The following is a 20293-nucleotide window of genomic DNA, read 5'->3' as shown; positions in this document are numbered from 1 at the left end:
TCTGTGCACCCTGTATCAATGAACCGTAAGCCAGTGAACGGGACTCATGGAAAATCTTCTCATTCCCCAAGCCACGTCGCCTTTGGCCGCGTGGCTTCATTATCTGGAGCACCTGCACGCCACTGCCATTGACATGGGATTGACGCGCGTTAAACAGGTTGCCGATCGTCTTCATCTGCTGCGTCCGGCCCCAACGGTGTTTACCGTCGCGGGCACCAACGGAAAGGGCACCACCTGCTGCACGCTGGAAGCCATTTTGATGGCGGCGGGGTTGCGTGTCGGCGTCTACAGTTCGCCCCATCTGCTGCGCTATACCGAGCGGGTGCGCATTCAAGGCCAGGAATTGCCGGAAGCGGCCCACGCTCAGGCTTTTGCCGAGATTGAAGCAGGACGTGGCGATGTCTCGTTGACCTATTTTGAATTTGGCACCCTTGCGGCACTGCACCTGTTCAGGCAGGCAAATCTGGATGTGGTGATTCTGGAAGTGGGGTTGGGCGGGCGTCTGGATGCCACCAATATCGTCGATGCCGACGTGGCGGTGGTGACCAGTATTGCGCTCGATCATACTGACTGGTTAGGGCACGATCGCGAAAGCATCGGTCGCGAAAAAGCCGGTATCTTCCGTGGTAATACTCCCGCCGTGGTGGGGGAGCCGGATATGCCCGCCTCTATTGCCGCCGTGGCCGAAGAGACCGGGGCCTTGTTGTGCAAGCGCGGTCGCGATTGGCACTTCGCGCTGGAAGGCGACGGCTGGTATTGGCAAGCGGCTGACGGAGCGCGCATGACGCTACCTCTGCCGAACGTGCCGCTGCCCAACGCCGCCACGGCGCTGGCCGCGCTGCATCAGGGACCGATTAACGTCCCTCTGGCTGCTATTGAACAGGGGCTGCGCCGTGCGGCGTTACCGGGCCGGTTCCAAACGGTGAGCGAACAGCCAACACTGATTCTGGATGTGGCGCATAATCCTCATGCCGCAGCCTATCTGGCCGGGCGTTTGGCGCAACTGCCAAAAACGGGCAAAGTGCGTGCGGTGATCGGTATGCTGGCTGATAAAGATATTCCCGGCACCCTGGCGCAGCTCAAGCCGGTGGTGGATGAATGGTATTGCGCCCCACTGGAGGGGCCGCGCGGTGCAGGCGCTGAATTGATAGCGGCACACCTTGAATCCAGCCGGTCGTTTGACGATGTCGCGACCGCCTGGCATCAGGCGATGCAAGATGCAGATACGCAGGATACCGTGGTGGTGTGCGGATCTTTTCATACGGTAGCGCATGTCATGGAAGCGCGGGAGGAGAGGGGGTCGAATGGCAAGTAAGTTTCAAAACCGTCTGGTCGGCACCATTATTCTGGTAGCGTTGGGCGTTATTGTGCTGCCTGCTCTGCTGGATGGCAAAAAGAAACATTACGAAGATGAATTTGCCGCGATTCCTCTGGTGCCAAAGCCGGGCGACAGCACGGAGGCAGAATCATTGCCTTCATTGAACCAGTCGTTGCCCAGCCAGCCGCCGGAGGGTGCGCAGCAGGCGATGCAAGGACAACCGGCTCAGGGCGGTGTGATCGCGCCAGAGGATGACGGCGCCATGCAGGCACCGCCGAGCAGTACGCCACCGTCGTCTTCCGCACCGATAGAAATTGCCCCGCCCGCCGTGGCGGCGCGTCCGGTCACCCCTAAAGCGGAAGTGAAACCGGAAACCAAACCCAAGGCGAAGCCGGAAACTAAACCGGAAGTGAAGCCTGAGCCGAAACCGGAAAGCAAGCCGGCAACGCCTGCGCCACAACCCGCGCAGCAGCCCGCCGCGCAACCGGAAGTGAAGCCGGAAGCCGCACCAGCAGGGCAAGCCTACGTGGTGCAACTGGGCGCGCTGAAAAATGCCGATAAAGTGAATGAGATTGTGGCCAAGCTGCGCCTGTCGGGATACCGCGCTTATACGGTGCCATCGACGCCGGTCGCGGGAGAGATAACCCGCATTTACGTCGGACCGGATGCGTCAAAACAGAAATTACAGTCCGCCCTCGGCGAGCTGCAACAACTGAGTGGATTGAGCGGGCAGGTCAGGAACTACAGCGCACGTTAAGGGTTGCCAGCAAATTCACCTATCGGTGAAATCGTTGGGAAATAGGCTACGCAAACGTTTTCTTTTTCTGTTAGAATGCGCCGCGAACAGGATGATGAGCGGCGCTATGCTCTGTTGAACCGGCGGTAATCGCTGTTGGTGCGAGAGAGATTGTGTTGGCATCGTTCGTGAGTGAGAGAATTCATGGTTTGGGTTGATTACGTCATCATTGGCATTATTGGTTTCTCTGCGCTGGTCAGTTTGATCCGGGGCTTTGTTCGTGAGGCGCTTTCGCTGATCACCTGGGGCAGTGCATTCTTTGTCGCCAGCCATTATTACCCATACCTGTCGGTCTATTTCACGCGTTTTGAAGACGAGCTGGTGCGCAACGGGGTTGCCATCGCCATTCTGTTTATTGCGACATTGATTGTGGGAGCGATCGTCAACTATGTGATTGGTTCACTGGTTGAACGAACCGGGCTTTCAGGCACCGACAGGGTACTGGGCATTTGCTTTGGTGCGCTGCGCGGCGTGTTGATTGTCTCTGCGCTGCTGTTCTTTTTGGATACCTTTACCGGTTTTTCACAAAGCGACGACTGGAAACGGTCTCAGTTCATCCCGCAGTTTAGCTATATCATCAGGTGGTTTTTCGACTACCTGCAAAGCACGTCAAGTTTCTTGCCGCAGCACATAGAGCTGCGGTAGCGCTGATGAGGAAAAGACAACATGTGCGGTATTGTCGGTATCGCCGGTTTTACACCGGTAAACCAGTCGATTTATGACGCGTTAACGGTGTTACAGCACCGTGGACAAGATGCCGCAGGCATCGTCACCATCGATCCCATGAACTGCTTCCGCCTGCGTAAGGCGAACGGCCTGGTGAAGGACGTATTCGAGGCGCGTCACATGCAGCGCCTGCAAGGCAATATGGGCGTGGGGCATGTACGTTATCCTACCGCAGGCAGCTCCAGCGCATCGGAGGCCCAGCCGTTTTATGTCAATTCCCCGTTTGGCATCACGCTGGCGCACAACGGTAACCTGACCAACGCCCATGAACTGCGCAAACAGCTGTTTGAGCAAGGGCGTCGCCACGTTAACACCACCTCTGATTCTGAAATCCTGCTCAATATCTTTGCCTGCGAGTTGGATCGTTTCCAACACTATCCGCTGGATGCTGACAACGTGTTTGCTGCCGTTGCTGCTACCCACAAGATGATTCGCGGTGCCTATGCGTGCGTCGGGATGATCATCGGGCACGGTTTATTCGCTTTCCGCGATCCCAACGGTATCCGTCCATTGGTGATCGGCAAGCGCGAACTGGCCGATGGCCGCATCGAGTATATGGTGGCCTCGGAAAGCGTGGCGCTCGATACCCTTGGCTTTGAGTTCTTGCGTGACGTAGCGCCGGGAGAGGCGGTTTACATCACCGAGAAAGGGCAACTGTTTACCCGTCAGTGCGCCGAGAACCCGAAAAGCAACCCGTGCCTGTTCGAGTATGTCTATTTCGCTCGTCCGGACTCCTTTATCGATAAAATTTCGGTCTACAGCGCCCGTGTGCGCATGGGCCAAAAGCTGGGCGAGAAGATTGCCCGCGTGTGGGAAGATCTGGATATCGATGTAGTGATCCCGATTCCGGAAACCTCCTGTGATATCGCCTTGGAGATTGCGCGCATTATCGATAAACCGTACCGCCAGGGGTTTGTGAAAAACCGCTATGTGGGCCGTACCTTTATCATGCCGGGCCAGGAACAGCGTAAAAACTCGGTGCGTCGCAAACTGAACGCCAACCGCGCCGAGTTCCGCGACAAAAACGTGCTGCTGGTGGATGACTCCATCGTACGTGGCACCACCTCGGAGCAAATTGTCGAAATGGCGCGTGAAGCCGGTGCACGTCGCGTTTATCTGGCCTCTGCCGCGCCGGAAATTCGTTTCCCCAACGTGTACGGCATTGATATGCCGAGCGCCAATGAGCTGATTGCCCACGGCCGCGAAGTGGAAGAGATTCGTAAGATTATCGGTGCCGACGCCCTGATTTTCCAGGATCTGGACGATCTGATCGCCGCCGCACGGGAAGAAAACCCGGATATCGTGCAGTTTGAATGCTCGGTATTTAACGGTATTTACGTGACCAAAGATGTCGATCAGGGTTATCTCGATTATCTGGAAGGGTTGCGTAATGACGATGCGAAAGCGTTGCGTGGTCAGAACGAAGTCGAAGATCTGGAACTGCATAACGAAGGTTGATGTCATCCTGGCAGCCGATCGGCAATGACAGTGAAAAGGGAGGTGCGTAAGCGCCTCCCTTTGTTGCTTATTGGGCGGGGATAAGGCAAAGTCAGCCCGTTATCCTTTTTGCACAGCAGCATTTCGAGGTTTGGCATGAAACGACTCATCATTGGACTTTCCGGTGCCAGCGGCGCGATTTATGGCGTGCGCCTGTTGCAGGTGTTACAGTCGTTGGACGATGTGGAAACCCATTTGATCATGAGCCCAGCCGCCCGACAAACGCTGACGCTGGAGAGTGATTACAGCGTGCGCGATGTGCAGGCATTGGCTGATGTGGTGCATGACAGTCGTGACATCGCGGCCTCGCTGTCGTCCGGCTCGTTTCGCACGGCGGGAATGGTGATTCTCCCCTGTTCCATCAAAACCCTCTCGGGCATTGTGCACAGCTACAGCGATAACTTATTGATTCGTGCCGCAGACGTGATATTAAAAGAGCGCCGCCCATTGGTGTTGTGCGTGCGTGAAACCCCGTTGCACCTCGGCCATCTGCGCCTGATGACAGCGGCCGCAGAAATGGGGGCGGTGATCATGCCGCCCGTTCCCGCGTTTTATCACCGCCCGCAAACCTTGCAAGACGTGGTGGACCAAACGGTCAACCGCGTGCTCGATCAGTTTGATATTGCGTTGCCCGAGGCGTTGTTTACCCGTTGGCAAGGCAGTTAACGCCGTCCAATCTGGCAGAGTGATGCAAATACACACCAATCAGGTGCAATTCCCCTCGTCTTTTCTCGCGCTTTCTTGCCTGTCGGCGCAAGGTTTGCACTACGCTTAAGCGGTGGTGCGTTGTTATGGTGCAAGCGTTGATTGATTTGCACCAATATGTTGCCGGGAAAGCGCGCCGTCTCTTTTCCGAACAACCCTCGTATCATCATCCTCGTCAGGGTGCCCCTATCACTACGCGCCTGCGGCAGATTTCGGATTTATCCGTATTTTGCTGCGATTATGGCGTGGATTTTGCAGGGTTTCTGCTGATGAGACTGGCGGCGCTGGCATCCCTCTCGCGCAAGAGCGCGCAGGCGTCTGACCGCCCCTTTACGCTTAGTGATATTCATTCTTTTTGATCATCATTCCATCAAGATAAGGGTTGCGAAATGAAAAAATTATTCAGAATTCTGCCGTTGGCCTTAGTTATTGCTGCGGGAAGCGCGCTGGCCGATGTTCCCAAGAATCTCAAAATCGGCACCGATCCGACGTATGCACCCTTTGAGTCCAAGAATGCCAGCGGTGAACTGGTGGGGTTTGATATTGATTTGGCTAAAGAGCTGTGCAAGCGCATCAAGGCTGAATGTACCTTTGTGGAAAGTGACTTCGACGCGCTGATCCCTTCACTGAAAGCGAAAAAAATAGACGCCATCATCTCCTCGCTCTCCATCACCGAGAAGCGCCAGCAGGAGATTGCTTTCACGGAAAAACTCTACGCTGCTAACGCGCGTCTGATTGAGAAGAAAGGGGCGAACATCCAACCGACGCTGGAGTCGCTGCGCGGTAAACGTGTCGGCGTGTTGCAGGCATCGACTCAGGAAGCTTTTGCCAACGCCAACTGGCAGCCCAAAGGCATTGATGTGGTGGCTTACCAGAACCAGGATTTGATCTACGCCGATTTGACCGCAGGCCGTATCGATGCCGCGTTCCAGGATGAAGTGGCGGGCAGCGAAGGCTTCCTGAAATTACCGGCGGGTAAAGATTATGTCTTCGCGGGTCCGGCGGTGAAGGATGATAAATTCTTCGGCGTAGGCACCGGCATGGGGCTGCGCAAAGACGATAAAGCGCTGAAAGCCGCGTTGGATAAAGCGTTTGAAGAGATTCGCAAAGACGGCACCTACGACACTTTCGCGAAGAAATACTTCGATTTTGACGTATACGGCGGCTAATGGCGTGTTGCCGGGATCTGCCTGCATTATGCAGGCAGAGTGTGCATTTTTAGACGGAAACACGCGATGCTCTACGGCTATACCGACCTGATTCTTGACGGAGCGCGCATGACGCTGCAATTAGCGGTGTGCTCGTTGCTGTTGGCGTTGGTCATTGGGCTGATTGGTGCGGGAGCTAAACTCTCTGCCAATCGCCTGCTGTCCGGTTTTTTCTCCGCGTACACTACCCTGATCCGTGGCGTGCCGGATCTGGTGTTAATGTTATTGATTTTTTATGGCCTGCAAATTGCGCTCAACAGCGTGACGGAAACGATAGGTATCGCACAAATCGATATCGATCCGCTCTCGGCGGGGATTATCACGCTCGGATTTATCTACGGTGCCTATTTCACTGAAACCTTTCGCGGTGCCTATCTGGCTGTGCCGCCTGGGCAGATTGAAGCGGCCGTGGCTTACGGTTTTACGCCACTGAAGGTGTTTCGTCGCATCATGTTTCCTTCCATGATGCGCTTTGCCTTGCCCGGTATCGGCAACAACTGGCAGGTGATCCTCAAGGCAACGGCGCTGGTGTCGCTGTTGGGGCTGAATGACATTGTCAAAGTGACCCAGTTGGCGGGCAAAGGGGCGCATGAACCGTTTTATTTCGCCATTGTCGCCGGGGTGATGTATCTGATTTTTACCACGGTCTCCAACGGGGTGCTGTGGTGGCTGGAACGCCATTACTCGCAGGGCGTGAAGAAGGTGAATTATGAGTGAGATCCTGCAACAGTACTGGCAACCTTTGTTATGGAGTGATGGGTATCGTCTCACCGGTCTGGCGATGACGCTGTGGCTGCTGATTTCGTCGGTGGTGATGGGCGGCCTGCTGGCGATCCCGCTGGCGATTGCCCGCGTATCTCCACGGCGGCGTTTCAGTTTTCCTGTGTGGGTCTTTACCTATGTGTTTCGCGGCACACCGCTCTACGTGCAGTTGCTGGTGTTTTACTCCGGCGTTTACAGCCTGGAGATCGTGCGCGGCACCGACATGCTGAATGCGTTTTTCCGCAGCGGGCTGAACTGTGCGGTGCTGGCACTGGCGCTGAACACCTGCGCCTATACCACAGAGATTTTTGCCGGCGCGATCCGCTCGGTGCCTTATGGCGAAATTGAAGCGGCCAGAGCCTACGGTTTTTCCCGGTTTAAACAGTATCGCTGCATTATTTTGCCCGGCGCGTTACGTATTGCACTGCCTGCGTACAGCAACGAGGTGATTTTGATGCTCCACTCCACGGCGCTGGCGTTTACCGTGACGGTGCCGGACATCTTGAAAATTGCCCGAGATATTAACGCTTCCACCTATCAACCGTTTTATGCTTTTGGCATTGCTGCGGTGATCTATCTGGCAATCTCTTTTGTGCTGATCGGCCTGTTTAAACACGCGGAACGGCGCTGGCTGCGGCATATTCATACCCGTTCATCTCATTAACATCAGGAAAAACAGCATGTCAGACCATAAACTGATGGTGACGGAACTGCACAAGCGTTACGGGGAACACGAAGTGCTGAAGGGCGTTTCTCTTCAGGCGAAAGCGGGCGATGTGATTTCGATTATCGGCTCATCCGGATCGGGGAAAAGTACGTTGCTGCGCTGCATCAACTTTCTGGAAAAACCGTGCGAGGGGGCGATTTTCGTCAACGATGAAGAGATTCGCATGGTGCGTGACACCGACGGGCAACTGAAAGTGTTTGATAAGAAGCAACTGCAACTGCTACGCACGCGGTTGACCATGGTATTTCAGCATTTCAACCTGTGGAGCTTTATGACGGCACTGGAAAACGTCATGGAAGCGCCGGTACAGGTGCTGGGATTGAGCAAAGCGGAAGCCCGTGAGCGTGCGGTGCGTTATCTCGATAAAGTGGGGATTACCGGCGACGCGCAGAACAAATATCCGGCCAATCTCTCCGGTGGGCAGCAGCAGCGTGTCTCCATTGCCCGTGCGCTGGCGATGGAGCCGGAAGTATTGCTGTTTGACGAACCCACGTCGGCGCTGGATCCTGAACTGGTAGGCGAAGTGCTGCGTATCATGCAGCAACTGGCGGAAGAGGGCAAAACCATGGTGGTTGTCACCCATGAAATGGAATTTGCTCGTCACGTATCGAGCCATGTGATCTTTTTGCATCAGGGTGTGATCGAAGAAGAAGGCCCGCCGGATCGCGTATTTGGCAACCCGACCAGCCCCCGTTTGCAGCAATTTCTCTCTGGCGCGTTGAAGTAGCCGCTACTGTCAGCAACAGGGCGCATTTCCCGACGTTCGGCGATGCGCCCTTACGCTATTTTTTCCCGGTCACATCCTTGAGTGCTTCTTCCAGCTCGAAATAGCGAAAGCCAAAGCCAGCCGCCTCCAGCCGGTGCGGAATAGCGCGCTGTCCACCCAATACCAGCGTGGCGGCTTCCCCCATCAGCAATTTGAGCGCAAACGCGGGCACTCGCATAAAACAGGGACGATCCAGCACGTGGGCCAGCATGGCGCAGAACTGCTCGTTGCGCACCGGATAGGGCGCGGTCATGTTGAACGGTCCGCGCAGAATCGGGTTATCCAGCAGGTAAAGAATGGCATTGACCATATCGTCGATGTGAATCCACGGCATGTACTGTTTGCCGGATCCGAGTGGGCCACCGAGTCCGAGGCGGAAAGGCGGCAGCATTTTTGCCAGCGCGCCGCCGTTTTCTGCCAGCACGATACCGGTACGCAACAAGCACACGCGCGTGCGATCGCTCTCCGCACTCAGCGCCAATTCCTCCCAGCGCGCACAGAGTTGATGGGTAAACTCAGGCGTGGGCGATTCTTCTTCGGTGATCAGCTCGGCACCTTGATTGCCGTAATAGCCGACCGCAGAGCCAGAAATGAATACCGAGGGCGGCGAGGCGCTGGCTTTAATCAGCGTGGCCAACTGCTCGGTAATGTGCCAGCGGCTCTCACTCAGTTTCTGCTTTTGTTGCGGCGTCCAGCGTTTATCGGCAATCGGCTCGCCTGCCAGATTGATCACGGCGTCGATGTCATCCAGCGAGGTGCGATTTTGCAGCGTTGACCAATACTCTACGCGTTCGCCGAGTACCTGACGGGCACGCGCTGTATCGCGGGTGAGTACCGTGACATGGTGAGATAAAGACAGTAATCGAGCAATCAGGAGACGGCCGATCAGGCCGGTACCGCCCGTAATCAGTAGTTGCATCGTTGCCTCACTTATTCCCTATCGGTTCAGATGGCGCTTTAAGGATGTAACGCGGGACCTATCCGTATTTTTATCATGAATGCTAATGATAATAGGTGATTCTGAGCGAGATACCGCGACTATCTGGTAAAAAAACGCTGCATTTCAGTACGCCACGCTGCCCTTGGGATTGGCAAACCCTGCTGCATTATGGGGCGAAATGCTGCAAAACAGCGCAGCCTGAAGCGCAAAGCGGCTCATGTTGCCCGCGTAATTCAACGCCGGTACGCTTTTTCGGCGTTGGTATGCGCTTTGCAGCATGATAGTGATTCGCTTTCCCCTGCGCGCTGCATCGGGCAGAAGGGCGAGATTGTTCAATTTGCTATTATCCGCGTGTCTGTGACACGGATTCTGTAACTCAGGATCGTACTGAACAGGGAGTGTTCAGTACGTTTTTTTTATGCGGTGCTTACCGCTGGTTGAGCGACGGCCTTGGTCCTCTATCCTCAGCACATTGATGTGTGTAATCGTGCGACACCCACCTGCTAAATGAAAAAAGGACAAGAGATGCGTACGGTAATTTTGTTACACTTTGCCGCATCGCGTAGTGTTTTTTTTTCGGGGATCACCATGAAGTTGATGTTTGCCTCAGATATTCACGGCTCGCTAACGGCGACGGAGCGGGTTCTCGATATTTTTACTCGCAGCGGTGCCGAGTGGCTGATTCTGTTGGGGGATTTCCTCAATCACGGTCCGCGTAATCCGCTGCCGGAGGCTTATCAGCCGGCTGATGTGGCGAGCCGATTGAATGCGTTTGCCCGTCACATTGTGGCGGTGCGCGGTAACTGTGACAGCGAAGTGGATCAGATGCTGCTCGACTTTCCGATGACGGCACCGTGGCAGCAGGTGCTGTTGCCACAGCAGCGTCTTTTCCTGACGCACGGTCATCTCTATCATCCTCAGCATCTTCCGCCGTTGCAGGCGGGCGATGTGCTGGTGTATGGGCATACCCACCTTCCTGTGGCTGAGCGTCAGGGGGAAATCTACTGTTTTAACCCTGGCTCCGTCAGCTTGCCAAAGGGGGGGAATGTGCCCAGTTACGGGATGTTGACACAGGGCACGCTTGCGGTTTTACCCTTAATGGGTGGCGAGCCTATTGCACAGGTGACTATTAGTCACTAAGTTATCAACGATCTTGCACGACTAACGCTTAGTACGTTTAAAACAGACGCGCGTCGCAACGCGCCAATACTGAAGGGTTCAGAGGATGGTGGAGCAAAGTCAAGCGGCAGGCACCGAGTGGGTGGATATTGTTGACGAGAACAATGACGTTATCGCCCAGGCCAGCCGCCAGCAAATGCGCGCTCAACGTTTACGTCACCGCGCCACCTATATCGTTGTTCATGACGGCATGGGAAAAATACTGGTTCAACGCCGTACCGAAACAAAAGATTTCTACCCCGGTTGGTTGGATGCGACCGCCGGGGGCGTAGTGCAGACCGGTGAACAGATGCTGGAATCTGCTCGTCGTGAGGCGGAAGAAGAGCTGGGCATTGCCGGTGTGCCTTTCGCCGATCATGGCCTGTTTTATTTTGACGGTGACAATTGTCGGGTGTGGGGGGCGTTATTCAGCTGCGTTACCCACGGTCCGTTCGCCTTGCAGGAAGAAGAAGTGGCTGAGGTGTGCTGGATGACACCGCAAGAGGTTACGGCGCGTTGCGATGAGTTCACGCCGGATTCTCTCAAAGCCCTGTCGCTGTGGATGAGCCGTTACAACGAGCAAAGCTACGGCAAACCCATCACGCGTGATCCTGTTAAATCGGATAGCGCGGTCGCCGCATCGGACGACGCTGAAGAGTAATCGGGTTGCTCTTGTGCTGCGGGCTGCCAGTGGTGGCCCGCAGCGCGCACGATTATGCACTAGCGACAGCCTGTCGCGAGCCGGGACACACCAGTTGACGGCTCTTGATGTGGTACATCTCCAGATCCTCACGCAGGAAGAAGGCCATCTCCCACGGATTTTTGTGAATAAACGCCTCGCGCACCTGCTCGAACAGCGGATTGTGTGACGGGATCAGATGGGCATCGCCCTCAATCAAGGTGTAGTTCCACTCAATGGCGCGTTCAAAGGTGTAGTGTGAGCGCTCATCCATCGCAAAGAAACAGTGCGGATTGCGCTTGAGCTGCCGGGATTTGAACGTTTCAGGGAAGGTGATAAGAAACACATCATTATCCACCGAAGAGAGAAACGCCAGAACCGTGGTGTGGGGCTGTTCTTCTGCCATGGTGACCAGCACGCCTACCTTGTTGGTAAAATCATGGTGTTCCGTCTCTGGCAGCGCATTCAGTGGCGTAAACGGTACCGGACGTTCTTCGCGCGTATCCTGAGGATAGTGATAGTCCGGCGCGCGAATGTCCAGCACGCAGCTTAACCCATACATCACCTGGCACTCACGTGGCTCCAGCAGTACCCAATCTTCATCCACCTCCGCCACGCGCCCTTTGTAAGAGGCACGGTAAACGGAAATGTTGGCATCAAACTGATCCACGCCGGTGCGATTATCAAGATGCAGCGTGGCGAAATCGCCGACGGCCAGCGCGTGGCCTTTGGGGAAGAAAACCCGCAGGGCATTGTTGGCGCGTGGGTAGACGCCGCAAATGTGCATCACCACCTTGCCCTGCTGGTAGCAGGCTAAAACCCCCAGCGTCTGCTTGCCGAGATAGTGAACCAGATTCATGCTGTGTGTCCTTGCTTGTTGTTTTAATCGATAGCTGTGTTTTGGCAAATAAGGGTATTTTTTAACGACTTACTATGACACAAAAGCAAAAGGCCGCGAAAGCGCGGCCTTTGAATAATTCAGAAACCCGAGATTACTGTTGGGTAGCCTGAATGGCGGTCAGGGCCACGGTGTAAACGATATCGTCTACCAGTGCGCCACGGGACAGATCGTTCACCGGTTTGCGCATGCCTTGCAGCATCGGCCCGATGGAGATCAGGTCAGCAGAACGCTGTACCGCTTTGTACGTGGTGTTACCGGTGTTCAGATCCGGGAAGATGAACACGGTAGCTTGACCCGCAACCGGTGAATTCGGCGCTTTGGATTTTGCAACGTCGGCCATTACTGCGGCGTCGTATTGCAACGGACCATCGATGACCAGGTCCGGGCGTTTTTCCTGTGCCAGACGGGTGGCTTCACGCACTTTTTCCACGTCGCTGCCCGCGCCGGAGTTACCGGTGGAGTAGGAGATCATGGCAACGCGCGGATCGATACCAAACGCGGCGGCGGAATCGGCGGACTGAATCGCGATTTCGGCCAACTGTTCTGCGGTCGGATCCGGGTTGATGGCGCAGTCACCGTAGACAAACACTTGTTCCGGCAGCAGCATAAAGAACACGGAAGAGACCAGTGAACTGCCCGGAGAGGTTTTGATCAGCTGCAACGGCGGACGGATGGTGTTAGCGGTAGTGTGAACGGCACCGGAAACCAGACCGTCAACTTCGCCTTGTTCCAACATCAGGGTGCCCAGCACCACGTTGTCTTCCAGTTGCTCACGCGCAACCACTTCGGTCATGCCTTTGCTCTTACGCAGCTCAACCAGACGCGGAACATAGCGTTCGCGAACCGCTTCCGGATCGACAATCTCAATGCCTTTGCCCAGTTCTACACCCTGCGCAGCAGCAACGCGTTGGATCTCTTCCGGATTACCCAGCAGCACGCAGTGTGCAATACCACGTTCGGCACAGATAGAAGCGGCTTTCACGGTACGCGGTTCGTCGCCTTCTGGCAGCACAACGCGTTTGCCCGCCTGGCGTGCCAGTTCGGTCAACTGATAGCGGAATGCCGGCGGAGACAGACGACGAGAACGCTCAGACGCGGCGCTCAGGGATTCGATCCACTGGCTGTCGATGTGACGGGCCACGTAGTCTTGGACTTTCTCAACGCGTTCGCTGTCGTCAGCCGGGACTTCCAGGCTGAAGCTTTGCAGGCTGAGCGAGGTCTGCCAGGTGTTGGTGTCTACCATAAATACCGGCAGGCCAGTCTGGAAGGCGCGTTCGCACAGTTTGGCGATGCTGGCATCGATTTCATAACCGCCGGTCAGCAGCACGGCACCGATTTCTACGCCGTTCATGGCGGCCAGGCACGCGGACACCAGCACGTCAGGACGATCCGCAGAGGTCACCAGCAGAGAGCCCGGACGGAAATGTTCCAGCATGTGCGGAATGCTACGCGCACAGAAGGTTACGGTTTTCACGCGACGGGTCTGAATTTCGCCTTCGTTGATGATGCGGGCATTCAGGTGTTTTGCCATGTCGATAGCGCGGGTGGCGATCAGATCGAAGCTCCACGGCACGCAGCCCAGCACGGGCAACGGGCTGTTGGCAAACAGCTGTTTCGGATCGACGTTCGGCACGTCTGCTTTGCTGGAATCGTCAAAGATTTCAGACAAATCAGGACGGGTACGACCTTGCTCATCCACCGGGGCATTCAGTTTATTGATGATAACGCCGGTGATGTTTTTGTTCTTGCTGCCGCCAAAGCTGCTGCGTGCCAGTTCAATACGCTCTTTCAACTGGTCCGGAGAGTCGTTGCCCAGTGCGATAACGAACACGATTTCGGCGTTCAGGGTTTTGGCGATTTCATAGTTCAGCGCGTTGGCAAACTGATGTTTGCGCGTCGGCACCAGACCTTCTACCAGCACCACTTCTGCATCTTTGGTGTTTTCGTGGTAGTTGGCGATGATCTCTTCCATCAGCACGTCTTGCTGGTTGGTGCTGAGCAGCGCTTCAACGTGGCTCATTTTCAGCGGTTCAGCCGCAGTGATGGCTGAGTTGGCACGGATGATGGTGGTGGTCTGGTCCGGCGTATTATCGCCTGAACGCGGCTGCGCGATCGGTTTGAACACGCTCAGGCGCACGCCTTTTTGTTCCATGGAACGAATGACACCCAGGCTGACGCTTGTCAGACCAACGCTGGTGCCAGTGGGGATCAACATGATTGTACGGGACACGGCTAAACCTCTTTACGGTTGCTCGCTGAGTCAAAAACAGCTTAGTCAGAAACGACACCGTCAGCCTTGGCTGACGGTGTGGGATTACTTGTCTTACGCGGTGAGACGCAGGGCGTCTTGCGCGATAACCAACTCTTCGTTGGTCGGGATCACCAGCGCAGGGCGGCAGCCCTCTTTGCTGATGTTGCCGCCGTTGCCGAAGCGGGCAGCCAGGTTGCGTTCGTGGTCGACTTCAAAGCCCAGCAGGCCCAGCTTGTTCAGCGTCAGTTCACGCACCATGGCCGCGTTTTCACCGATACCGCCGGTGAAGATAACAGCGTCCAGACGGCCTTCCATCAGCGCACTGTAGGCACCGATGTATTTGGCCAGACGGTGGCAATACACGTCCATGGCACGTTTGGCATCCGCCTTGGTGGTGTAGTTGTCTTCAACATAGCGGCAGTCGCTGGTGACTTCAGTCAGGCCCAGCAGGCCAGATTCTTTGGTCAGCAGCTTGTTGATAGCTTCAACGCTCATGCCCAGGGAATCGTGCAGGTGGAAGATGATGGCCGGGTCGATGTCACCGCTGCGGGTACCCATGACCAAACCTTCCAACGGGGTCAGACCCATGGAGGTATCAACACACTTACCGTTACGCACTGCGGTTACGGAACCGCCGTTGCCCAGGTGGCAAGTGATCAGGTTAACTTCGTCAACCGGCTTGTTCAGCGCTTCTGCGGCCTGTTGGGTCACATAGAAATGGCTGGTGCCGTGTGCGCCATAGCGGCGAACGTGATGCTCGGAGTACAGTTTGTACGGCAGCGCATACAGGTAGGATTCTTCCGGCATGGTCTGGTGGAATGCAGTGTCGAATACGGCAACGTTTTTGTCTGCCAGCGCCGGGAATGATTTCAGCGCTTCGTCGATACCAATCAGGTGAGCCGGGTTGTGCAACGGTGCGAACGGCACGGAATCTTTGATGCCTTGCAGCACGTCGTCGTTGATCACGGCAGACTGGGTGAACTTCTCGCCGCCGTGTACGATACGGTGACCGATAGCAACCAGTTGTGCGGAGAGTTCAGGTTTCTGTGCCAGAATGGTGTTAACGATGAAGTTCAACGCTTCGCTGTGTGCAGCGCCTGCGCCCAGCGCAGCTTCCTGCTTGGCACCATCCATTTTCCATTTGAGACGGGCTTCAGGAAGGTGGAAACACTCGGCCAGACCTGACAGGTACTCTTCCCCGTTAACAGCATCGATGATAGCGAACTTCAGGGATGAACTACCGCAGTTAAGAACCAGTACTAACTTACTCGACATGGAAGTACCTACTTGTTATACATGGTGAACAAATGTCAAACAGCGCGTAGCGTAGCCTAAACAGCCGCTGACATTTATGACTAACGTCATGGCACGGTGTGATTTCCCTGACATGACCATGAAAAAGCGCCGATATGGCCTATCCGCATAGCATACTGGATGCACGGCGTGCGAAGATGACATATCGGCCCTGAAAAGCATGTGGCGAAAAATAAGGCGATAAATGTCGCGCCCGCACCAATGGCCCCCTGTTTTTTGCCTATGCTGTAGTTAATACAGTTGAAAACGGCATTCATCATCAAGCACGATGGTGAAAGGATCGTTATTCTGGCATGCAGCATGACCACATTGGCTCAGTGACATGACTACTTTAGTATAGATGGCGGCCTACGCCGAGGTAGGATACCGATAGCGTAAGGCAAACACAAAATATATTTTAAGTTTATCAAATAGAGTTGCTGGCTTGTTTTAGGATTTTATTTTTTATCTGTTATTTTGATGATGCAATTGAAAATGGTAATAACTGAAACGGTAACAAAGGAGTCGCCATGAAATCTCAACCTACTGATAAACGCGGGGGATGGCGTGTACTCCATTACGGGCAGCATTATATGAAAACCTGGCCGCTGGATAAACGTCTGGCGCCTGTTTTCCCTGAAAACCGCGTGGTGCGCGCGACGCAGTTCGGTATTCGCTTTATGCCGCCGTTGGCCGTCTTCACCTTAACCTGGCAGATTGCGCTGGGCGGCCAACTGGGGCCGGCGGTTGCTACCGCGTTGTTTGCCTGTAGTCTGCCGTTACAGGGGCTGTGGTGGCTGGGTCGCCGTTCGGTATCACCGTTACCGCCAACGCTCTCCGAATGGTTTCACGATCTCCGCCTTAAACTGCAACAGGCTGGGCTGGCGCTGGCGCCGATCGAAGGTAAACCTACCTATCAGATGCTGGCCGACGTGCTGAAACGTGCTTTTAAACAGCTGGATAAAACCTTTTTAGATGATCTGTGACCCTTTTCACCCTTTGCGTGTGAATAGCATTATTTTGTCCTTCCCCTCTGTTTTAAATCAAAAAACCGGAGGCTAGCGCTATCTTCCCACTTTGGGGTATGCGATTCTGGTATCAGGTTAAACGAGTCAGCGGCGTCAGGCCGGTACTATAGAGGTTCAGGAGAGCACGATGGAAATGACCAATGCCCAGAGATTGATCCTTTCGAATCAATACAAAATGATGACGATGATGGATCCGGACAATGCAGAACGCTATCGTCGGCTGCAAACCATCGTCGAGCGCGGCTATGGGCTGCAAATGCGTGAGTTGGATCGGGAATTTGGCGAACTCAGTGAAGAAGTGTGCCGCACCATCATCAATATCATGGAAATGCACCATGCCTTGCAGGTTTCCTGGGATAACCTGAAAGATCGCAAAGATCTGGATCAGCGCCGCCTGACCTTTTTGGGCTTTGATGCCGCGACCGAAGCGCGCTACCTCGGCTTTGTGCGTTTTATGGTGCATGTGGAAGGGCGCTACCCGCATTTTGACTCCGGTACCCACGGTTTCAACGCACAGACCAAAATGTGGGAAAAATATAATCGTATGCTGGCGGTGTGGATGTCCTGTCCGCGCCAGTATCATTTGAGCGCCGTAGAGATTGCGCAAATTATCAATGCCTGAACCGGTGAAATAAAACAAAGAGGTGGTTGTGGAGTGTAAAGGTTTTCTGTTTGATTTGGATGGTACGCTGGTGGATTCGTTACCGGCCGTGGAGCGTGCCTGGGTTAATTGGGCGGTTGCCCATGAGATTGAACCCCAGGAGGTGCTCGATTTTATCCATGGCAAACAGGCGATCACCTCGCTGCGCCACTTTTTACAGGGTAAAAGCGAAGCGGAGATCCAGCGTGAATTTGATGAGTTGGAGCGCACCGAAGCGTCGGACACGCAGGGCGTGCAGGCGATGCCGGGCGCAAGCCAACTCCTTGAGCAGCTTGACGCGCTTGGCATTCCCTGGGCAATCGTGACATCAGGCACCGTGCCTATCGCCCATGCGCGCCATCGCGCCGGGCAATTGCCGCAGCCGCAGGTGTTTATCACCGCCGAGCAGGTGGCTCGCGGTAAGCCGCAGCCGGATGCTTACCTGCTGGGTGCCTCAAGCCTGGGCCTGGAACCGCATGAATGCATGGTGGTAGAAGATGCGCCAGCCGGGTTGGAATCCGGGTTAGCCGCAGGCTGTCAGGTGATTGCCGTTAACGCACCGGCGGATACCCTGGCGTTAGAGGATGTTGATATGGTTCTGACATCGCTGACGCAACTGACCCTGACACCCACGTTGAACGGGGTACGAGTGCATAAGCTAACCGATTGATATACCCGTCATACTTCAAGTTGCATGTGCGTTGGCGGCACTCGCTCACCCGAATCACTTACTTATGTAAGCTCATCGGGATTCGCTCCCTTGCCGCCTTCCTGCAACTCGAATTATTTAGGGTATAAAAGCGTAACTAAATATGATCAAAACCTCGCCTTGGCGGGGTTTTTTTATGGCAGACTACCAGAACAGACTTGGGTTAAGCGTGCTTTTTTAGGCTGTTACCGTCTGACGGTTGTGAGTGACCGTGTTGCCGCTGGTTTACGCGTTTTTTTCGGGAGGATCTTTTGAACCGCGAACTGCTCTGGGTGTTATCCCTGCTGTTGATCGCTATCTTATTGTTTAGCACCAATAAGCTACGCATGGATGTGGTGGCGCTGCTGGTTATCATCGCCTTTGTGTTGAGCGGTACCTTAACGCTGTCGGATGCGTTAGTCGGCTTCAGCGACCCCAACGTGATTCTTATTGCCGCGCTGTTCGTGATTGGCGAAGGGCTGGTCAGAACCGGTGTGGCTTATCAGGTCGGGGAGTGGCTGATCCGCGTCGCGGGCAGCAGCGAGATCAAAATGCTGGTGCTGCTGATGTTGACCGTGGCGGCGCTGGGCGCGTTCATGAGTTCCACCGGGGTGGTGGCGATCTTTATTCCAGTGGTGCTCAGCGTTTCGGCCAAAATGAAAACCTCGCCGGGGCGACTGATGATGCCGCTCAGTTTTGCCGGTCTGATCAGCGGGATGATGACGCTGGTGGCAACGCCGCCCAACATGGTGGTAAGCAGTGAGCTGATGCGTGATGGTAACCACGGTTTCGGCTTTTTCAGCGTCACGCCGATTGGCATGGTGGTGCTGCTGCTGGGCATCGCTTACATGCTGGTGGCTCGATTCTGGTTAAGCGGTATCGACCCGCAAGCAGCGAACAAAGAGGGCTGGAAGCGCAAGACGTTCCGCGACTTGATCCGCGATTATAAACTGACGGGCAGGGCGCGTCGTTTGGCGATACTGCCCGGTTCTCCTTTTATCGGCCACCGCCTTGACGATTTGCGGCTGCGCCAACGCTACGGTGCCAACGTGGTGGGGATTGAGCGCTGGCGTAAGTTCCGTCGCGTGATGGTCAGCGTGGCGGGCAACACCGAACTGCGTTTAAACGATGTATTGCTGATTGATATGTCAGCCTCTGAGATCGATTTGCGTGAGTTTTGTACCTCGCAGCGATTGGAACCGATGGTGCTGCGCGGTGAATACTTTTCCGAACAGGCGCGCGATGTAGGCATGGCGGAAGTGTCGCTGATTCCTGATTCCGAACTGATTGGCAAGACGCTTTATGACGTAGGTTTCCGTAGTCGTTACGGGCTTTCCGTGGTCGGTATCCGCCGCAATGGTGAGGCGATGGATGGGTTGCTGGCAGACGAACCGCTGCAACTGGGCGATATCCTGCTGGTGATTGGCGACTGGCGCATGATCCGCCAACTGCAATCGCAAAAGCATGTAATGCTGGTGTTGAACTTGCCCGCCGAAGTGGATGACGTTGCGCCCGCGGTGAGCCAGGCTCCGCACGCGCTGTTCTGTCTGGCGCTGATGGTCGCCATGATGCTGACCGACGAGATCCCCAATGCGATTGCCGCGTTGATTGCCTGCTTGCTGATGGGCAAATTTCGCTGCATCGACATGGAGAGTGCTTACCGCGCAATCCACTGGCCGAGCCTGATTTTGATCGTCGGGATGATGCCGTTTGCGCTGGCACTCCAGCAGACCGGTGGTGTGACGCTGATTGTGAATGGCCTGATGGACATCGCGGGCGGGGCAGGGCCGCAGGTGATGCTGGTGTGCTTGTTTGTCTTGTGTGCAACTATTGGGTTGTTTATTTCCAACACCGCCACCGCTGTGCTGATGGCACCGATAGCCATTGCCGCCGCCAAGCAGATGGGGGTGTCGCCGTATCCCTTCGCAATGATTGTGGCTATTGCCGCCTCTGCGGCCTTCATGACACCGGTTTCGTCGCCGGTGAATACGCTGGTGCTCGGCCCGGGCGGCTACCGTTTTGGCGATTTCGTGAAAGTGGGTGTGCCATTCACCGTGCTGGTAATGGTTGTCAGTGTCATTATGGTGCCGTGGCTCTATGGTTTTTAATTATGGGTTTTAGGTTTTTTTGATTCGCATAAAAAATTGTGCCGAGGTGGGCGGGGCCGCCGGGTGAGCCGCATGGATGCGGCGAAAGGCAGCGCCGCGCCG

The 20293-nt window shown here is 55.2% G+C and carries 21 protein-coding genes; 16 read left to right on the top strand and 5 right to left on the bottom strand.

Annotated features, from left to right (window positions below):
• Positions 1-46 precede the first annotated feature (46 nt).
• From folC to hisP, 10 genes are all read left to right on the top strand, one after another.
• Entirely contained in the window at positions 47-1315 is a 1269-nt protein-coding gene (gene folC / locus J5069_RS08405; RefSeq protein WP_264643382.1) for a bifunctional tetrahydrofolate synthase/dihydrofolate synthase, read from the top strand.
• Entirely contained in the window at positions 1305-2075 is a 771-nt protein-coding gene (gene dedD, locus J5069_RS08400) for a cell division protein DedD (protein WP_264643381.1), read from the top strand. Before folC ends, dedD begins: the two co-directional genes overlap by 11 nt.
• Before the next feature lie 183 nt (positions 2076-2258).
• Complete coding sequence (gene cvpA / locus J5069_RS08395; protein WP_264643380.1) at positions 2259-2759, top strand: colicin V production protein; 501 nt, start codon at positions 2259-2261, stop codon at positions 2757-2759.
• Positions 2760-2780: 21 nt separating this feature from the next.
• Positions 2781-4298 carry an amidophosphoribosyltransferase gene (purF, locus tag J5069_RS08390; protein WP_264643379.1) on the top strand — a complete coding sequence of 506 codons (1518 nt, stop codon included), beginning with the start codon at positions 2781-2783 and terminating at the stop codon, positions 4296-4298.
• 135 nt (positions 4299-4433) lie between these two features.
• Entirely contained in the window at positions 4434-5003 is a 570-nt protein-coding gene (locus J5069_RS08385) for a UbiX family flavin prenyltransferase (RefSeq protein ID WP_264643378.1), read from the top strand.
• A 125-nt stretch (positions 5004-5128) separates the two neighbouring features.
• Positions 5129-5401: a hypothetical protein gene (locus tag J5069_RS08380; protein ID WP_264643377.1), complete on the top strand. Its 273-nt coding sequence runs from the start codon at positions 5129-5131 to the stop codon at positions 5399-5401.
• Between the two features lie 30 nt (positions 5402-5431).
• The gene (locus J5069_RS08375; protein ID WP_264643376.1) at positions 5432-6211 is read left to right on the top strand and encodes a lysine/arginine/ornithine ABC transporter substrate-binding protein; all 780 of its coding nucleotides are present in this window, start codon (positions 5432-5434) and stop codon (positions 6209-6211) included.
• 66 nt (positions 6212-6277) lie between these two features.
• Complete coding sequence (locus J5069_RS08370; RefSeq protein WP_264643375.1) at positions 6278-6967, top strand: histidine ABC transporter permease HisQ; 690 nt, start codon at positions 6278-6280, stop codon at positions 6965-6967.
• Positions 6960-7676 carry an ABC transporter permease gene (locus tag J5069_RS08365; protein ID WP_264643374.1) on the top strand — a complete coding sequence of 239 codons (717 nt, stop codon included), beginning with the start codon at positions 6960-6962 and terminating at the stop codon, positions 7674-7676. The genes J5069_RS08370 and J5069_RS08365 overlap by 8 nt, the downstream gene beginning before the upstream one ends.
• 16 nt (positions 7677-7692) lie before the next feature.
• Positions 7693-8466, top strand: coding sequence for a histidine ABC transporter ATP-binding protein HisP (gene hisP / locus J5069_RS08360; RefSeq protein ID WP_264643373.1), 774 nt, complete (start codon positions 7693-7695; stop codon positions 8464-8466).
• 55 nt (positions 8467-8521) lie between these two features.
• Here the strand turns inward: hisP and J5069_RS08355 are convergent, their stop codons facing one another.
• A complete protein-coding gene (locus J5069_RS08355; RefSeq protein ID WP_264643372.1) occupies positions 8522-9424 on the bottom strand; it encodes a TIGR01777 family oxidoreductase in 903 nt (300 codons plus the stop codon).
• A 144-nt stretch (positions 9425-9568) separates the two neighbouring features.
• Positions 9569-9724 (bottom strand): hypothetical protein, encoded by a 156-nt coding sequence (locus J5069_RS08350; protein WP_264643371.1) that lies wholly within the window; start codon positions 9722-9724, stop codon positions 9569-9571.
• Between the two features lie 309 nt (positions 9725-10033).
• Here J5069_RS08350 and yfcE point away from each other — a divergent pair, with 309 nt between their 5' ends.
• Together yfcE and yfcD are read left to right on the top strand one after the other, a co-directional pair.
• Positions 10034-10585: a phosphodiesterase gene (yfcE, locus tag J5069_RS08345; protein ID WP_264643772.1), complete on the top strand. Its 552-nt coding sequence runs from the start codon at positions 10034-10036 to the stop codon at positions 10583-10585.
• 85 nt (positions 10586-10670) lie between these two features.
• Positions 10671-11264, top strand: a complete 594-nt coding sequence (gene yfcD / locus J5069_RS08340) for an NUDIX hydrolase YfcD (protein WP_264643370.1) — start codon at positions 10671-10673, stop codon at positions 11262-11264.
• Between the two features lie 52 nt (positions 11265-11316).
• Here yfcD and J5069_RS08335 read toward each other — a convergent pair whose 3' ends face one another.
• The 3 genes from J5069_RS08335 to ackA form a co-directional block, all read right to left on the bottom strand.
• Entirely contained in the window at positions 11317-12141 is an 825-nt protein-coding gene (locus J5069_RS08335) for a hypothetical protein (RefSeq protein ID WP_264643369.1), read from the bottom strand.
• 133 nt (positions 12142-12274) lie between these two features.
• Complete coding sequence (gene pta / locus J5069_RS08330) at positions 12275-14413, bottom strand: phosphate acetyltransferase (RefSeq protein WP_264643368.1); 2139 nt, start codon at positions 14411-14413, stop codon at positions 12275-12277.
• 93 nt (positions 14414-14506) lie between these two features.
• Positions 14507-15709 (bottom strand): acetate kinase, encoded by a 1203-nt coding sequence (ackA, locus tag J5069_RS08325; protein ID WP_264643367.1) that lies wholly within the window; start codon positions 15707-15709, stop codon positions 14507-14509.
• A gap of 548 nt (positions 15710-16257) precedes the next feature.
• Between ackA and yfbV the strand changes: the two genes are divergently transcribed.
• The 4 genes from yfbV (at position 16258) to J5069_RS08305 (ending at position 20191) form a co-directional block, all read left to right on the top strand.
• Entirely contained in the window at positions 16258-16713 is a 456-nt protein-coding gene (yfbV, locus tag J5069_RS08320) for a terminus macrodomain insulation protein YfbV (protein ID WP_264643366.1), read from the top strand.
• Between the two features lie 169 nt (positions 16714-16882).
• A complete protein-coding gene (locus J5069_RS08315) occupies positions 16883-17377 on the top strand; it encodes a YfbU family protein (RefSeq protein ID WP_264643365.1) in 495 nt (164 codons plus the stop codon).
• A 28-nt stretch (positions 17378-17405) separates the two neighbouring features.
• Complete coding sequence (locus J5069_RS08310; RefSeq protein WP_264643364.1) at positions 17406-18065, top strand: sugar phosphatase; 660 nt, start codon at positions 17406-17408, stop codon at positions 18063-18065.
• Positions 18066-18355: 290 nt separating this feature from the next.
• Positions 18356-20191, top strand: coding sequence for an SLC13 family permease (locus tag J5069_RS08305; RefSeq protein ID WP_264643363.1), 1836 nt, complete (start codon positions 18356-18358; stop codon positions 20189-20191).
• Positions 20192-20293 lie beyond the last annotated feature (102 nt).

Source organism: Candidatus Symbiopectobacterium sp. NZEC127 (genome assembly GCF_025962675.1).
Lineage (GTDB): Bacteria > Pseudomonadota > Gammaproteobacteria > Enterobacterales > Enterobacteriaceae > Symbiopectobacterium.
Note: the sequence above shows the minus strand (reverse complement) of the source record. Positions and strands in the feature narration are given on the sequence as shown.

Excerpts from the sequence above, each read along its gene's own strand:
- folC (WP_264643382.1), top strand. The coding sequence starts at position 47 with ATGGAAAATCTTCTCATTCCCCAAGCCACGTCGCCTTTGGCCGCGTGG.
- dedD (WP_264643381.1), top strand. The coding sequence starts at position 1,305 with ATGGCAAGTAAGTTTCAAAACCGTCTGGTCGGCACCATTATTCTGGTA.
- cvpA (WP_264643380.1), top strand. The coding sequence starts at position 2,259 with ATGGTTTGGGTTGATTACGTCATCATTGGCATTATTGGTTTCTCTGCG.
- purF (WP_264643379.1), top strand. The coding sequence starts at position 2,781 with ATGTGCGGTATTGTCGGTATCGCCGGTTTTACACCGGTAAACCAGTCG.
- J5069_RS08385 (WP_264643378.1), top strand. The coding sequence starts at position 4,434 with ATGAAACGACTCATCATTGGACTTTCCGGTGCCAGCGGCGCGATTTAT.
- J5069_RS08380 (WP_264643377.1), top strand. The coding sequence starts at position 5,129 with ATGGTGCAAGCGTTGATTGATTTGCACCAATATGTTGCCGGGAAAGCG.
- J5069_RS08375 (WP_264643376.1), top strand. The coding sequence starts at position 5,432 with ATGAAAAAATTATTCAGAATTCTGCCGTTGGCCTTAGTTATTGCTGCG.
- J5069_RS08370 (WP_264643375.1), top strand. The coding sequence starts at position 6,278 with ATGCTCTACGGCTATACCGACCTGATTCTTGACGGAGCGCGCATGACG.
- J5069_RS08365 (WP_264643374.1), top strand. The coding sequence starts at position 6,960 with ATGAGTGAGATCCTGCAACAGTACTGGCAACCTTTGTTATGGAGTGAT.
- hisP (WP_264643373.1), top strand. The coding sequence starts at position 7,693 with ATGTCAGACCATAAACTGATGGTGACGGAACTGCACAAGCGTTACGGG.
- J5069_RS08355 (WP_264643372.1), bottom strand. The coding sequence starts at position 9,424 with ATGCAACTACTGATTACGGGCGGTACCGGCCTGATCGGCCGTCTCCTG.
- J5069_RS08350 (WP_264643371.1), bottom strand. The coding sequence starts at position 9,724 with ATGCTGCAAAGCGCATACCAACGCCGAAAAAGCGTACCGGCGTTGAAT.
- yfcE (WP_264643772.1), top strand. The coding sequence starts at position 10,034 with ATGAAGTTGATGTTTGCCTCAGATATTCACGGCTCGCTAACGGCGACG.
- yfcD (WP_264643370.1), top strand. The coding sequence starts at position 10,671 with ATGGTGGAGCAAAGTCAAGCGGCAGGCACCGAGTGGGTGGATATTGTT.
- J5069_RS08335 (WP_264643369.1), bottom strand. The coding sequence starts at position 12,141 with ATGAATCTGGTTCACTATCTCGGCAAGCAGACGCTGGGGGTTTTAGCC.
- ackA (WP_264643367.1), bottom strand. The coding sequence starts at position 15,709 with ATGTCGAGTAAGTTAGTACTGGTTCTTAACTGCGGTAGTTCATCCCTG.
- yfbV (WP_264643366.1), top strand. The coding sequence starts at position 16,258 with ATGAAATCTCAACCTACTGATAAACGCGGGGGATGGCGTGTACTCCAT.
- J5069_RS08315 (WP_264643365.1), top strand. The coding sequence starts at position 16,883 with ATGGAAATGACCAATGCCCAGAGATTGATCCTTTCGAATCAATACAAA.